Below are 13,800 nucleotides of genomic sequence, written 5' to 3'. Positions count from 1 at the left end.
CCCCGCCCGACGAGCCGTCCGGCTTCTTTGCCAAAAGAGAGTGCGCGGATTGAGAAGCCGAGCGCACCGGCCCGCACCCCATGAATATGGGGGGACGGAATGCCGCGCGATCCGTCGCGCATCGGCGTCTTCCCAAGGCCATGGCCCGCATGCTTTGAATGTCGCGTGCCCCGGAAGCGTCAATCGCATTTGCGCTGTGGTGGCCGCGGCTGGAAATGACGGCGGTCTTCGTTCTTCGCGCCACTTGCCGGTCGCAAGGTTGGAAGACGGGGTGGGGGGACCAACATGATGATTTCGTTGCGCGCGCGAATCGCCGCCTGTTTCGCGACGGCATTGCTTGCCGCGATCGCGGCCTGTGCCGGCGCGCCGCAAGCCCGAGCCCAGTTCGTCTGCGTGGATGGTGCCTTGTCCGATCAAGGCGCCAGTGCGGCCGGCTCTGGAGGCAATTTTGCCTGCGGGCCCTCCGCCTCCGCTCCGGGTGCGGGCAGCAACAACTCCGCGATCGGGAGCGGCGCTTACGCTGACGGAAATGCCAGCAGCAATATTGCCGTCGGTTCCGCCAATGCCAGCGGCCACAGCAGCTCCAATACCGCGACGGGAAACAATGCTAACGCCAGCGGCAACAACAGTTTCAACAGCGCGACCGGAGCGGGAGCCATTGCCAGCGGTGAAGCCAGCAAAAACATGGCGTCCGGAAATAACGCGCAAGCCAGCGGTGACAACAGTACCAATATCGCGGCCGGCGCGGGCGCCAACGCCAGCGGCAACAACAGCGGCAATCTTGCGTCCGGGCTGACCGCCCTGGCCAACGGAGACAACAGCAGGAACGTCGCGACAGGGCGCAGTTCCAATGCCTCCGGCAACAACAGCAGAAATGTTGCGACCGGGTTTGTCGCCAGGGCTTACGGCGACGCCAGCGCCAACACCGCGATGGGGACCAACGCCAACGCCTTCGGCAACGGCAGCGCCAACATTGCGACCGGCCCCAACTCCAACGCGACCGGCGACAACAGCTTCAATATCGCGACCGGCGTGAATACCAACGCGAGCGGGTCCGGAAGCAACAACGTCGCCACCGGCAACGCCGCCGTCGCGTTTGGCACCAACAGCTTCAACACGGCGACCGGCTATCAGGCGCATGCCCACGGCGCTAATTCGGGGAATGTCGCGAACGGTGCGCAATCCGATGCAAGCGGCACCGGCAGCTTCAACACCGCCATCGGAAACGGCGCCAAGGCGAACGGAAACGGTGTGGCGAACACCGCGGTGGGCAACGGCGCCAACGCCACCGGCGCGAATTCGTCGGCGTTCGGCAATGGCGCATCGGCAACCTTCGCGAACTCTACTGCGATCGGCAATGGCGCAACCGCGACGCGCGCCAACCAGCAGGTCTACGGGACGGCGAGCAACACCTACACGATGTCAGGCGTTACCTCGGCAGCGAGCGCGGCCGCGCAGTCCGGGCCGGTGCAGCTCGTCACGACGGACGCTGCCGGCAATCTCGCCGCCACCTCGCTCGGTGCGCTCGGGTTTGCGAGCCCCGCGGATATCGCGGGCATCAACAGCCAACTCGCGAGCATCAATGCCCGCCTCAACGACCTCGACGGCAGGACCGGCAAGGCGATCAACGGTGTCGCGATGGCCTTTGCGATGTCCGGCTCGCCGTGGCTGATGCCATCCGAGAAGATCGCGATGAGCATGAACTGGGGAACGTTCCAGAACACCAATGCGCTCTCCATGAGCGCGGCGCTGCGCGTCAGCGAGCACGTGCAGGCCAGTGGCGGGCTGACCTATGGCACGAATGGCGGCGGATTGGGCGGCCGCGTCGGCATGCGCGTCGGCTGGTGAAGGCAGCAGGGCCGTTCCATGCAATTGATTGCGCGAGCCCTGATCGCACTGGTGCTACTGCTGCCCAGTGCGAATGACGGGGCGATGGCTCAGCAGAAGACGCCCGAGCCGGCCCCGGCGCAATCGTCGCTGCCGGTCACGCTGGAGAAGGCACTCTACCTGATCCGCTCGACGCTGCTCACGCTGAACGACGCCAACCGCACCGGCAATTACACGGTGCTGCGCGACCTCGCCGCGCCCGACTTCCAGGCACGCAACACCGCCGCCGATCTCGGGCTGAACTTTCTCGACCTGCGGCGCCGCAACTTCGATCTCTATGGTGCGGCATTGCTGGCGCCGCAATTCAGCGAGGCGCCGGCGCTCGATCCGCGCGGAATGCTGCGCCTTGCAGGCTACATTCCGACCCGGCCGCAGCAGATCCAGTTCGATCTCACGTTTCAGGTCGTGGGCGGGCAATGGCGTCTGTTCGCGATCGCGATCGCCACGCCGGAATCCGCAGCGCCGCAGCCGCAAGCCCAGGTGGCGCCCGTCAAGCCGGCCCCGCCTGCGCAGAAGAAGGTGCAATGAGCGTTTGCTTGGGACTATCTCATTGATAAGGCTGCATTTGTCGCCGAGCTGACGGGCGCCTCCAAACCGTGTTTCCGCTGCTCCTGCAGCCCCGATTAAGCCGCCCTTAGCGAATGCCCGCTAGGCTCGCGGCCGTCCATTTCCCTGCTCCCCCGGCTGAATGCCGTCATGTTGAGGTCACCAGAAGCGCTTTCGGATGGAGCAGCCTGCCCGGCAATACGATTCTAGCGCATCGACCCCGTCGGCAGCCCCGGCGGCTGCGCGGACGCTCGTCATCGATCTCGAAGGCGCCTTGCTGCGCTCGGAGCTGCTGATGGAAGCGCTCTTCAGCCGGCCCGCCCTCATGCTCGCCCGCTTCGGTGCCGGTGGACGACCGGGCATGGCGGCGCTCACCGATATCCTGGCGCGGGCCGAGATCGACTACGCCCATCTGCCCTATGATTCCGACGTGCTGAACCGGGCGCTGGCGGCGCGGGCGCGGGGCGGGAAGATCTACCTGGTCGCGGATCGTTTCGCCGAGCACGCCGCCGGCATCGCGACGCATCTCGGTTTTGATGGCGTCGTCACCCCGGCCGATCTCGCTGCGGGCAGCCCGCCGTTCGATCGTGCCTCCATCGAGCACGTCGAAAACCGCGACAGAAGCAGAGCCAGCCTCAAGACCTGGGCGAAGGCGCTGCGCGTCTATCAATACGCCAAGAACACGCTGGTGTTCGTGCCTGTCATCACCGCGCATCAGCTGAACCTTGCCAGCTTCGGCTCCGCGATGCTGGCGTTCCTGGCGTTCTCGGCCTGCGCGTCGGGCGCCTATCTGATGAACGATCTGCTCGATCTCGCCGCCGACCGGCAGCATCCGACCAAGCGCCATCGCGCGCTCGCGGCCGGCGACTTGCCGATCTCGTCCGCGTTGCTCGCGATCCCCGCGCTGTGGCTGTTCGCGGCCGCAGCCGCGCTCTGCATCTCGCCGCTGTTCCTCGGCGTGCTCGGCGCCTATCTCGCCACGACGATCGCCTATTCGCTCGTGCTCAAGCGCAAGATGCTGGTCGACATCGTCACGCTCGCCGGTCTCTACACGCTTCGAATCGTGGCCGGCGCGGTCGGCGTCGGCGTGGTGCTCTCGGAATGGCTGCTGATCTTCTCGCTGTTCGTGTTCACCTCGCTGGCGCTGATCAAGCGCTTCAGCGAGCTCAGCATGCGCGAGAGCGCGGGCCTCGCCGATCCCTCCAACCGCGACTATCGCATCACCGATCTGCATGTCATCGGCGCGATGGCGGCGGCGAGCGCGATGAACGCGGTGACCGTGTTCTCACTCTACGTCTCCTCGAGCGCGGTGACGCCGCTGTACAGCCGGCCCTGGATGCTGTGGCTGCTCAACCCGCTGCTGCTCTACTGGTTCGGCCGCGCCCTGATGATGGCGCATCGCCGCGAGATGCCGGATGATCCAATTCTCTACACCTTCCGCGACGGCGCCAGCCGGATCACGGTCGCGGCGATGATCTGCATCATGCTGGCCGCGATCTGACCGAGCCGTGCTTGCGCGGCCCGCCGGCAATGGCTACATCGCGGGCAATCCGAATTCGTTATTGTGCCGAAGCAACCGATTCGACCCGAGGTTTTGAAACGCCATGACCGTACGCCTGCACCGCGGCGACCTGCCCGACTTGTCCCGCTACACCGGAGCGGTGGCGATCGATACCGAGACCATGGGGCTGAACCCGCACCGTGACAGGCTTTGCGTGGTGCAGCTCTCGCCGGGCGACGGCAGCGCCGACGTGGTGCAGATCCCCAAGGGCCACACCGATGCGCCGAACCTGAAGGCGCTGCTGGCCAATCCCGCCAACACCAAGATCTTCCACTTCGCGCGGTTCGACGTCGCGGTGCTGTACCAGACGTTTGGCGTCATGACCGGGCCGATTTACTGCACCAAGATCGCCTCCCGCCTGACCCGCACCTATACCGACCGCCATGGCCTCAAGGACCTCGTGCGCGAGGTGCTCAATGTCGATCTCTCCAAGCAGCAGCAGTCCAGCGATTGGGGTTCCGACAGCCTGACCGAGCCGCAGCTCGCTTATGCCGCCTCGGACGTGCTGCATCTGCATGCCCTGCGCGAGCGGCTCGATGCCATGCTGGTGCGGGAAGGTCGCACCCAGCTTGCCAAGGCCTGTTTCGACTTCCTGCCGACCCGTGCCCTGCTCGACCTCGAGGGTTGGGCGGAGGAGGACATTTTCGCGCACTCCTGAAGCCTCCTGGAGGGAGTTGTCGCCGCGTTTCGGACACTTTCATAACAGCCTGTCGCGGGCTGCATATTTTGGCGCGGACGGGTACAATAGGGCGCCTTTCAACCGGATCAGGCGAGCGACACCTCAGGAACCCCGTGAATTCGGCCCATAATCCCACCTACGACGCCGCGCTTGCGGCGAAGTTTGCCAGCGCGGCGCGCCACAGCCGCCTGGTGCGGATTCTACGCGTCTCGGTGCCGGCGACGGTGGTCGTGGCCATGGCGGTGATCATCTACATCGCGTTCTTCAACAAATTCCGGATGCCGGAGCTGCCGCTCACGGTCGAAAACATGGTGGTGTCGGGCACCAAGATCACCATGGAGTCGCCGCATCTTTCCGGCTTCACGCCGGACCAGCGCCCCTACGAGCTCTGGGCCAAGACCGCGACCCAGGACGTCACCGCCCCCGATCGTGTCGATCTCAAGGACCTGCGCGCGAAAGTGCTGATGGAGGATCAATCCACCCTGTTCCTCGATGCCCGCACCGGCCGCTTCGACAACAAGAAGCAGCAGCTCGATCTGCACAAGGACATCTTCCTACGGACGTCCACCGGCTACGAGGCGCGGCTGAACTCCGCCTTCGTCGACATGAACAAGGGCACGGTTTCCTCGGACGAGCGCGTCGACGTCAAGCTGACCAACGGCACGCTGACCGCGGATAAATTGCGCATCACCGAAGGTGGCGACGTCATCCGCTTCGAGGGCAATGTGGTGATGCATCTGGACAGGCTCGATGAGCCCGCCGCCGCGCAGCCTGCGCCATCCGAGCCCGCGCCGCCGGCGAAGACACGTACGCCTCAGAACAAGTCTGCCAATTCAAAGTGATTTTCATGCCCGGCTTTTTTTCGCGCGACCTCAATCAGCGAAGCGCCATTCTTGGTGCGGCGGGACTTGCGATCGGCGTCGCGTTGGCCGCGACGGGTGCGGCGCGTGCGCAAGGCGCCATGCAGGCTCCGCCCAACGCGATGCAAGGCTTTACGCAGAACCGCGATCAGCCGATCCAGATCGAGGCCGCCGCGCTCGAGATGCACGACAAGAAGAAGGAGGCGACCTTCTCCGGCAACGTGAAGGTCATCCAGGGCGACACCACCATGACCTCGAAGACGCTGGTGGTGTTCTACGACTCGGGTGGCGGTGACAAGCCGGCCACGGCCCAGCCTGCGGCCAAGGGGACCAAGGGCGCCCCGATGCAATCGGCGCAGCCGGGACCCGGCGGAAGCTCCTCGATCAAGCGGCTCGAGGCGCGGGGCAACGTCGTGGTCACCCAGAAGGATCAGGTGGTGACGGGCGAAACGGCCGTGTTCGACACCAGGACCAACCTCATCACCATGTTCGGCGGCGGCTCCGGTCAAGTCGTGATGACGCAATGCAAGAACGTGATGCGCGGCGACCGGCTGAAGGTCGATATGACGACCGGCGTGTCTCGCGTGGAGTCGGACACCGGTCGGGTTCAGGTCCTGCTGCCACAGGGTGCTGGCAGTGATTGCGGCCAGGGGGGACAGGCCAAGCCCGGCGGGGCGCCGCCCCTGCAACTGCCCGGTGCAAGCAAACCGAAATGAACTCAATGGCTTGGTTCGGATGCGACCGAACCGAGGTTGAAGCTTGGCCGGCGAGACTGTATCTAGCGCGCAGGGCTTTCGGAGCGGGTCCGCCGCTTTTGGGCGTGTTTCACTGGGCATGAGGCATCCCTTCACTCATGCTGCATCGGCGAATCGAAAGGCCGCTGCGGCAGATCGCGCGAATTCGCGCAGGATCGTCGCGAAAGGCTAGAAGGCGGGGATGGTCGATCTCTTCAGCATGTTCCGTCGGCGCCCCGCCAAGCGCGGCCGGCCAGGATTTGCGCGTCAGGACATCACCGCGCTCGGTGACGGCGTCGGCGGGCTCGTGACCAGCCCGATCCGGGACGTGTCGCCGACGGCCCGTGACCAGGCGCTGCACGCGCCCGACCAGTTCCAGGGTGACTACCAGGACGACTATCAAGCCGAGTCGCGTCCGCAGGCGGTTCACCCTGTCAGGGCTGCCGCCAGGTCCAATGGCGCGGACGCACCGCAGCTTCTGAAGCGTCCGGGCTTCCTGGCTGTGCATGGCGTGAAAAAGGCTTTCGGCAGCCGTCAGGTCGTGCGTGGCGTCAGCATCTATGTGCGGCGCGGCGAAGCGGTCGGCCTGCTCGGCCCGAACGGTGCCGGCAAGACCACCGTGTTCTACATGATCACCGGCTTGATCAAGGCCGATCACGGCGCGATCGAGCTCGACGGCCACGACGTCACCAAGCTGCCGATGTATCAGCGCGCGCGGCTCGGGATCGGCTATCTGCCGCAGGAAGCCTCGATTTTCCGCGGCCTCACCGTCGAGCAGAACATCCGTGCCGTGCTCGAAGTGGTCGAGCCCTCGCGCAAGAAGCGCGAGCAACAGCTCGACTCGCTGCTCGACGAGTTCAACATCACAAGGCTGCGAAAATCGCCGTCGATCGCGCTGTCCGGCGGCGAGCGGCGCCGCGTCGAGATCGCGCGTGCGCTGGCGACGCGTCCGAACTACATGCTGCTCGACGAGCCCTTCGCCGGCATCGACCCGATCGCGGTCGGCGACATCCAGGATCTCGTCCGCCATCTCACCAATCGCGGCATCGGCGTGCTCATCACCGACCACAATGTCCGCGAGACGCTCGGCCTCACCGACCGCGCCTATATCGTCTATGCCGGTGAAATCTTGACCGAGGGGAGCCCGGATGAGATCGTCGCCGATCCGGACGTGCGCCGCCTTTACCTTGGCGAGGAATTCCGCCTTTAGCCCGTTTTTGTGTTTCGTCAAGACGTGTACATCGGGCTCCGACTAGGATAAGCAAAAATCGGACCAACTTTTTGGATCGGTTCTTGCTTCATGGCGCTTACGCAGAGATTAGAGTTCCGACAATCGCAGTCGCTGGTGATGACGCCGCAGCTGATGCAGGCGATCAAGCTGCTGCAATTGTCCAATCTCGATCTCACGACGTTCGTGGAAGAAGAGCTCGAGCGTAACCCCCTGCTGGAACGGGCCAATGACGAGGCCCCCGCGGGCGAGGCCCCGGCCGAGGCCGGCCCGTACGGCGATAGCGACGATTTCGGTGGCAGCCATAGCGACGAGCCGGGCGGTGGTCCGGGCGAAGCGTTCGAGCCGGGCCAGGAAGAATGGATGAGTAAGGATCTCGGCACCCGCGCCGAGATCGAGCAGACCCTGGACACGGGCCTGGACAACGTCTTCTCGGAGGAGCCGGCCGAGACCGCGGCGCGCAATGCCCAGGACGCAGCGCCGACCACCTATACCGAATGGGGCGGCGGCGCCTCCGGCGACGAGGACTACAATCTCGAAGCCTTCGTCGCCGCCGAGATGACGCTGTCGGACCATCTCGCCGAGCAGCTCTCGGTCGCCTTCACGGGTCCCGCGCAGCGCATGATCGGCCAGTACCTGATCGACCTCGTCGACGAGGCCGGCTATCTGCCGGGCGATCTCGGCCAGGCCGCCGAGCGTCTCGGCGCATCGCAAGCCGACGTCGAGGGCGTCCTTGCCGTCCTGCAGAAATTCGATCCGCCCGGCGTCTGTGCGCGCAACTTGAGCGAATGCCTTGCGATCCAGCTCCGCGAGCTCGACCGCTATGATCCCGCCATGCAGGCCCTGGTCGAGCATCTCGATCTCCTCGCCAAGCGCGACATCGTGGCCTTGCGCAAGATCTGCGGCGTCGACGATGAGGACATCGCCGACATGATCGGCGAGATTCGCCGCCTCAATCCCAAGCCCGGCATGAAGTTCGGCTCGGCGCGTCTGCAGACCATGGTGCCCGATGTCTATGTCCGTCCGGGTCCCGACGGCGGCTGGCATGTCGAGCTCAACAGCGACACCTTGCCGCGTGTGCTCGTCAATCAGACCTACTATTCCCAGCTCTCGAAGAAGATCGGCAAGGACGGCGACAAGTCCTATTTCACCGACGCGCTTCAGAACGCGACCTGGCTGGTGCGCGCGCTCGACCAGCGCGCCCGCACCATCCTGAAAGTTGCAACCGAGATCGTGCGCCAGCAGGATGGCTTCTTCACCCACGGCGTGGCGCATTTGCGTCCGCTCAATCTGAAGGCCGTCGCAGACGCCATCCAGATGCACGAATCCACGGTGTCGCGCGTCACCGCCAACAAATACATGGCGACAAATCGCGGCACATTCGAGTTGAAATATTTCTTCACGGCCTCGATCGCCTCCGCCGACGGCGGCGAGGCGCATTCCGCCGAAGCCGTGCGCCACCACATCAAGCAGCTGATCGATTCGGAAGAGCCGGCCGCGATCCTGTCGGACGACACCATCGTGGAACGCTTGCGCGCCTCGGGCATTGATATTGCCCGCCGCACGGTCGCGAAGTACCGCGAAGCCATGCGCATCCCCTCCTCGGTGCAACGCCGCCGCGACAAGCAGAGCGCTCTTGGTAACGTCCTCTCCACCGCCTTGTCCGATCGTTCCCGCAACCCCGAACCGGCCTGATTGCGCTGGCGCGAAATCGCGTTACTCTCGGCATCCCTTTGCAACCGATCCAGGCGCGCGCATGATCTGGAAAAGTGCACGGCGTTTTCCTCTCCCCACGAACGCGGCAAGGGTTCGTGGGAAGATCATGCGCAGGGAACGACTTCAGCGGCGATGACGCATCGTCGCAGCTGAGGAGCAAACCAAGCGAGGCATCCATGACTCTTCGGATTTCGGGCAAGAGCATCAGCGTCGGTGAGGCCCTGCGCGGCCGCGTCGCCGACCGCACCGACGAGGTGCTGCGCAAATATTTCGACGGCAATTATTCCGGCCACATCACGCTCAGCAAGGACGGCTTCGGCTTCCGCACCGATTGCGCCCTGCACCTCGATTCGGGGATCACGCTGGAGGCCGATTCGAACGCGCCGGACGCCTATGCCAGTGCCGACCAGGCGCTGGTGATGATCGAGAAGCGGCTGCGCCGCTACAAGAACCGGCTCAAGGACCGCTCCGCCCGCAAGGCCCACGTCGCCTCCGAGGCGATGGCCGCGCTCGATGCGACGAGCTATGTGCTGGAGGCGCCGGAGGGCGAAGAGGAAGTCACCGGCTACAGCCCCGTCATCATCGCCGAGCAAACCACCTCGTTGAAGCCGCTGTCGGTCAGCGAGGCGGTCATGGAACTCGATCTCAGCGGAGCGCCTTGCCTGGTCTTCCAGCATGGTTCTTCGGGCCGGGTGAACATCATTTACCGCCGGGCGGACGGCAATGTGGGCTGGATCGATCCGCCGGGGGCCAAGGTCGATGGCAAGGCCGGCTAGGAGGAGGCGGGAGCCCGTACGATCCCGGCCCTTAACAATGACCGTGGCAAAGCCGCACGCGGGAGTTGGCACCGGCATTGCGTTGGAGTAGAAGCCCCCCACATCTGGACTTGGCAGGACTTTGGCTAAGTCCCCCTCCTGCTTCATGTTATTGACGCCGGCTCAGCTTGGTCTATCAAGCTGGCCAAATCGGAACCTGACGGTCTAATTCACCTCGGAAAGCCTCCATGCCGATTACCGATCTGGTCGCACCCGAGGCGATTCTCCCGGCATTGAAGGTCAACAGCAAGAAGCAGGCCTTGCAGGAGCTCGCGGCCAAGGCCGCCGAGCTGACGGGCCAGAACGAGCGCTCCGTCTTCGAGGTGCTGCTGCAGCGGGAGAAGCTCGGTACCACCGCGGTCGGCTACGGCGTCGCCATTCCGCACGGCAAGCTGCCCAAGCTCGAAAAGATCTTTGGCCTGTTCGCGCGGCTCGACCGTCCGATCGATTTCGAATCGATGGACGGCCAACCGGTCGATCTGGTCTTCCTTCTGCTCGCCCCCGAAGGCGCCGGCGCCGATCACCTCAAGGCGCTCGCTCGCATCGCCCGCCTCCTGCGCGACCAGGACATCGCCAAGAAGCTCCGCGCCTCTCGCGACGCCCAGGCGATCTATTCGGTGCTGGCGCTGCCGCCGGCGACGGCGGCGTAACGCCTCGCATTCGCCATGCCCATTCCCTGACAGAATCTTCGGCCACGCCGTCGTGACCGCGGCTGCGGCGCTTCAGCAGACCGTCGGCAGCAGGCGCCGGACTTCGTCGAGCAATTCGGGAATCGCCGTCCTGTCACCCGCGAGGTGCTTGAGCAGCGCGCTCTGAAATAGACCGTCGAACAGCGCATAGAGCGCGGCGGGCGACGACGCCGGCCGTTTGCCGGCGAAGTCGGCGTAGCGGGACGCGATGCGCCAGATCATCGCTTCGAGGCTCTTGTCGATTTCGAGCACATCCTCGCGAAACGCCGCCTCGAACATCGCCTGCGAGCGCAAATCGTACCAGAGACGGTGCATGCGGGCTTCGGTCTGCAACGTTGCTGCGAGCTTGGCGAGGAAGCCCTCGAGCAACTCCTCGCGGCTCGTTGCCGTCGCTACGACATCGTCATACCGCGTCACGCACCTCGCCTTATAGTGACGGACGCAGCAGCAGATCAGGTCGAGCTTGTCGCTGAAATAATAGTGGAACACGCCGTGCGTGAAGGCCGAGTTCTGCGCGATCTCGCGCAGGCTGGTGCGTGCGAAGCCGAGTTCGCCAAGCGTTTCGAGCGCGGCCTCGGCAAGCTCGATCCGTCGCGCGTTGAACTTTTCGTCCCGCACGACCTCCCCCACGGCCTCACGCTTCGCCGCTCCTGTCGCTCGCCGCGCCATTGTCGCGCTGTCTCCCGTCTCTTCGTCACGACGATCACATCGCCCGTCATCGTCTAGAGCATGATCCGGAAAAGTGCGAAGCGGTTTTCCGAAAAGATCATGCTCAAACATGACCTAAAGCGCGATGAGGATTCGTCCGATCTCATCGCGCTCTAGAGACCATCCTCTTTGACAACTGTCAAATTTTCTCCTTGACAACTGTCAAGCTGCGGGAGGAGTGTGCCACCGAGAATTTGGACAGTCGTCAAGACGACCGCAAATGGAGGAAATGCACCCACCGGCGCCGTGCCGCCGGAACGGACTCGCATGCCGCTGCGCCACTGCGCCGGCACCGTGCTGCCGATCGCAGCACGCACCGGTCATCAGCGAAAATCAGTCCAGAACAGCAATCCAAAAAATCGATCCAAGAGATCAGCAAAGGGAGGACGTGCGATGAGTGAGAAGAGCCTTGATGGCCGCAAAGCCTTGGTCACCGGCGGAGCACGCGGCATAGGAGCCGCTATTGCACAGGCACTGGCGCGATCCGGCGCGGCGGTCATGATCGGCGACATCCTCGACGACGTCGGCAAGGACAGTGCCGGCCAGATTGCCAAGCTCGGTGTGAAGACCGGCTTCGTGCATCTCGACGTCACCGACGATGCGCAGTGGGAGAAAGCGGCCGCTGCGACGATCGCGACGCTCGGCGGCTACGACATCCTGATCAACAATGCCGGCATCGAGATCACCTCGCTGATCTCCGAGGTCAAGGCCGAGGATGCGCGCCGGATGTGCGACGTCAACATCGTCGGCACGGTGCTCGGCATGAAGCATGCCTTCCGCGCCATGCGCCCGGGCGGGCCGGCCGGCAAAGGTGGCGCCGTCGTCAACATCGCCTCGGTTGCGGCAACGATCGCCTTCCCGAGCATCGCGGTCTATTCGGGCACCAAATCCGCGGTCGACCGCATGACGCGGGTCGGCGCGATGGAATCCGGCAAGCTTGGCTTCGGCGTGCGCGTCAACGCGATCTATCCGGGTCTGATCCCGACTGACATGGGCATGCAGCTTGCCAATGACATCGTGAAGATCGGTCTGGCACCCGACGTCAACGCCGCGGTCGGTTCGGTGGTGGAGCAGACACCGCTCGGCAAGCTGGCGGAAGTCGGCGACATCGCCGACGCGGCGGTGTTTCTGTGCTCGGACCGAGCGCGTTTCATCACCGGCATCGGACTGCCGGTCGATGGCGGCATGGGCATGTGAGCGCGGTCAACCAACAACCACCCATCAGGAGGATCGCAATGAGCAAGAAGCCCGTCATCGTCTACGGCGCATCCGGCTACACCGGCCGGTTGGTCTGCGAATATCTACGCGAGTACAACATCCCCTTCATCGCGGCCGGGCGAAGCGAAGAGAAGCTCAAGGCCGCGATGAAGTCGAACGTGGCCGGCATCGAGACGGCCGACTATGAGGTGGCGACGGTGCCGCACACGGTGGCGGCGCTGACTGAATTGTTCAAGGGCGCCTCCGTGGTGCTCAACACCGTCGGCCCCTTTGCCAAGTTCGGCACCGAAGTGGTGCAGGCGTGTCTCGCTGCCAAGTGCCACTACACCGACACCACCGGCGAGCAGGACTGGCTGATCACGCTCGATCAGGAGTTCGGCACGAGGTTCGCCAATGCCGGCCTGCTGCTGGCGCCGGGCGTCGCGCAGATGTACACGACGGGTGAGATCGCCGCCCAGCTGTGCCTGGAGACACCGGGCCTCGACACGCTCGATATCGCCGTGTTCTGGGGCGGCAGCCCGACGATCGCCTCGACGCAGACCATCCTGGTCAATGCCGCGATGGCCAAGGCTTACTACCTGGAGCAGAACAAATACGTCGAGCATCAGCCGGATGCCGGTCTCTACAACCTCGCCATCCCCGGCCAGCATGAACTGGCGTTGGCACTGCCCTGGGGTGGGACGTCGCATCCGGTGTGGTTCAAGCGCGATCCGCGCGTGGCCAACGTGAAGGTGCTGGGCGGCGTATTCAATCGCGCGCTGATGCTGGGCGTGCCGCAGATCGTCGCTGGCGCGCTGGAGGCGACCAAGAACATGAACCCCGACGACCGCTATGCCGCGTTGGCGCAGACCGCGGCCAGCGTGATGAACACCATGCCGCCGCGCGAGAACCCGCGCGTCAACAAGTCGATGGATTCGGTGCATGCGTCCGGCCCGCTCGGGCGCGCGCACTGTGTCATCTACGGCAACAGCAACTACAAGCAGACCGGCATGCTCCAGGCCTATGCCGCGGCGCACCTGCTGCAGCAGCCGCCCAAGCGCGTCGGCTTTGCTTCCGGCTGCCAGGCATTCGGCCATCACGAGCTGCTTGGACAGTTGCGCAGTTTTGGTCTGGTCGGCAAGCCTGTTCTGACCGTACACGACTAAACGATCGCGGGTGG

General features: G+C 64.6%; 13 protein-coding genes. 12 read left to right on the top strand and 1 reads right to left on the bottom strand.

Annotation, left to right across the window (positions count from 1 at the left end; all coding sequences use genetic code 11):
- Positions 1 to 285 precede the first annotated feature (285 nt).
- The 10 genes from ACFDR6_RS05835 (at position 286) to ptsN (ending at position 10,676) form a co-directional block, all read left to right on the top strand.
- Positions 286 to 1,848 carry a hypothetical protein gene (locus ACFDR6_RS05835; protein WP_375857725.1) on the top strand — a complete coding sequence of 521 codons (1,563 nt, stop codon included), beginning with the start codon at positions 286 to 288 and terminating at the stop codon, positions 1,846 to 1,848.
- Between the two features lie 18 nt (positions 1,849 to 1,866).
- Positions 1,867 to 2,415 carry a hypothetical protein gene (locus ACFDR6_RS05830; protein ID WP_375857724.1) on the top strand — a complete coding sequence of 183 codons (549 nt, stop codon included), beginning with the start codon at positions 1,867 to 1,869 and terminating at the stop codon, positions 2,413 to 2,415.
- Positions 2,416 to 2,611: 196 nt separating this feature from the next.
- A complete protein-coding gene (locus ACFDR6_RS05825) occupies positions 2,612 to 3,934 on the top strand; it encodes a UbiA family prenyltransferase (protein ID WP_375857723.1) in 1,323 nt (440 codons plus the stop codon).
- Between the two features lie 103 nt (positions 3,935 to 4,037).
- The gene (locus ACFDR6_RS05820; protein ID WP_375857722.1) at positions 4,038 to 4,652 is read left to right on the top strand and encodes a ribonuclease D; all 615 of its coding nucleotides are present in this window, start codon (positions 4,038 to 4,040) and stop codon (positions 4,650 to 4,652) included.
- Positions 4,653 to 4,786: 134 nt separating this feature from the next.
- Positions 4,787 to 5,515: an LPS export ABC transporter periplasmic protein LptC gene (lptC, locus tag ACFDR6_RS05815; RefSeq protein ID WP_212083242.1), complete on the top strand. Its 729-nt coding sequence runs from the start codon at positions 4,787 to 4,789 to the stop codon at positions 5,513 to 5,515.
- 5 nt (positions 5,516 to 5,520) lie between these two features.
- Positions 5,521 to 6,249, top strand: a complete 729-nt coding sequence (locus tag ACFDR6_RS05810) for an LptA/OstA family protein (RefSeq protein ID WP_375857720.1) — start codon at positions 5,521 to 5,523, stop codon at positions 6,247 to 6,249.
- A gap of 220 nt (positions 6,250 to 6,469) precedes the next feature.
- A complete protein-coding gene (gene lptB, locus ACFDR6_RS05805; RefSeq protein ID WP_375857719.1) occupies positions 6,470 to 7,477 on the top strand; it encodes an LPS export ABC transporter ATP-binding protein in 1,008 nt (335 codons plus the stop codon).
- A gap of 90 nt (positions 7,478 to 7,567) precedes the next feature.
- Positions 7,568 to 9,190, top strand: coding sequence for an RNA polymerase factor sigma-54 (rpoN, locus tag ACFDR6_RS05800; protein WP_375857718.1), 1,623 nt, complete (start codon positions 7,568 to 7,570; stop codon positions 9,188 to 9,190).
- Positions 9,191 to 9,387: 197 nt separating this feature from the next.
- Positions 9,388 to 9,987 carry a ribosome hibernation-promoting factor, HPF/YfiA family gene (gene hpf / locus ACFDR6_RS05795; RefSeq protein WP_212083280.1) on the top strand — a complete coding sequence of 200 codons (600 nt, stop codon included), beginning with the start codon at positions 9,388 to 9,390 and terminating at the stop codon, positions 9,985 to 9,987.
- A 227-nt stretch (positions 9,988 to 10,214) separates the two neighbouring features.
- Positions 10,215 to 10,676, top strand: coding sequence for a PTS IIA-like nitrogen regulatory protein PtsN (gene ptsN / locus ACFDR6_RS05790; protein ID WP_027514736.1), 462 nt, complete (start codon positions 10,215 to 10,217; stop codon positions 10,674 to 10,676).
- 72 nt (positions 10,677 to 10,748) lie between these two features.
- On the opposite strand, the gene ACFDR6_RS05785 is transcribed toward ptsN, so the two are convergent.
- The gene (locus tag ACFDR6_RS05785; protein WP_212083283.1) at positions 10,749 to 11,384 is read right to left on the bottom strand and encodes a TetR/AcrR family transcriptional regulator; all 636 of its coding nucleotides are present in this window, start codon (positions 11,382 to 11,384) and stop codon (positions 10,749 to 10,751) included.
- Between the two features lie 432 nt (positions 11,385 to 11,816).
- Here ACFDR6_RS05785 and ACFDR6_RS05780 point away from each other — a divergent pair, with 432 nt between their 5' ends.
- The gene (locus ACFDR6_RS05780; RefSeq protein ID WP_375857717.1) at positions 11,817 to 12,620 is read left to right on the top strand and encodes an SDR family NAD(P)-dependent oxidoreductase; all 804 of its coding nucleotides are present in this window, start codon (positions 11,817 to 11,819) and stop codon (positions 12,618 to 12,620) included.
- A 38-nt stretch (positions 12,621 to 12,658) separates the two neighbouring features.
- Positions 12,659 to 13,786: a DUF5938 domain-containing protein gene (locus tag ACFDR6_RS05775; protein WP_375857716.1), complete on the top strand. Its 1,128-nt coding sequence runs from the start codon at positions 12,659 to 12,661 to the stop codon at positions 13,784 to 13,786.
- Positions 13,787 to 13,800 lie beyond the last annotated feature (14 nt).

Source organism: Bradyrhizobium tunisiense, from assembly GCF_042263385.1.
In the GTDB taxonomy this organism is placed as follows: domain Bacteria; phylum Pseudomonadota; class Alphaproteobacteria; order Rhizobiales; family Xanthobacteraceae; genus Bradyrhizobium; species Bradyrhizobium tunisiense.
Note: the sequence above shows the minus strand (reverse complement) of the source record. Positions and strands in the feature narration are given on the sequence as shown.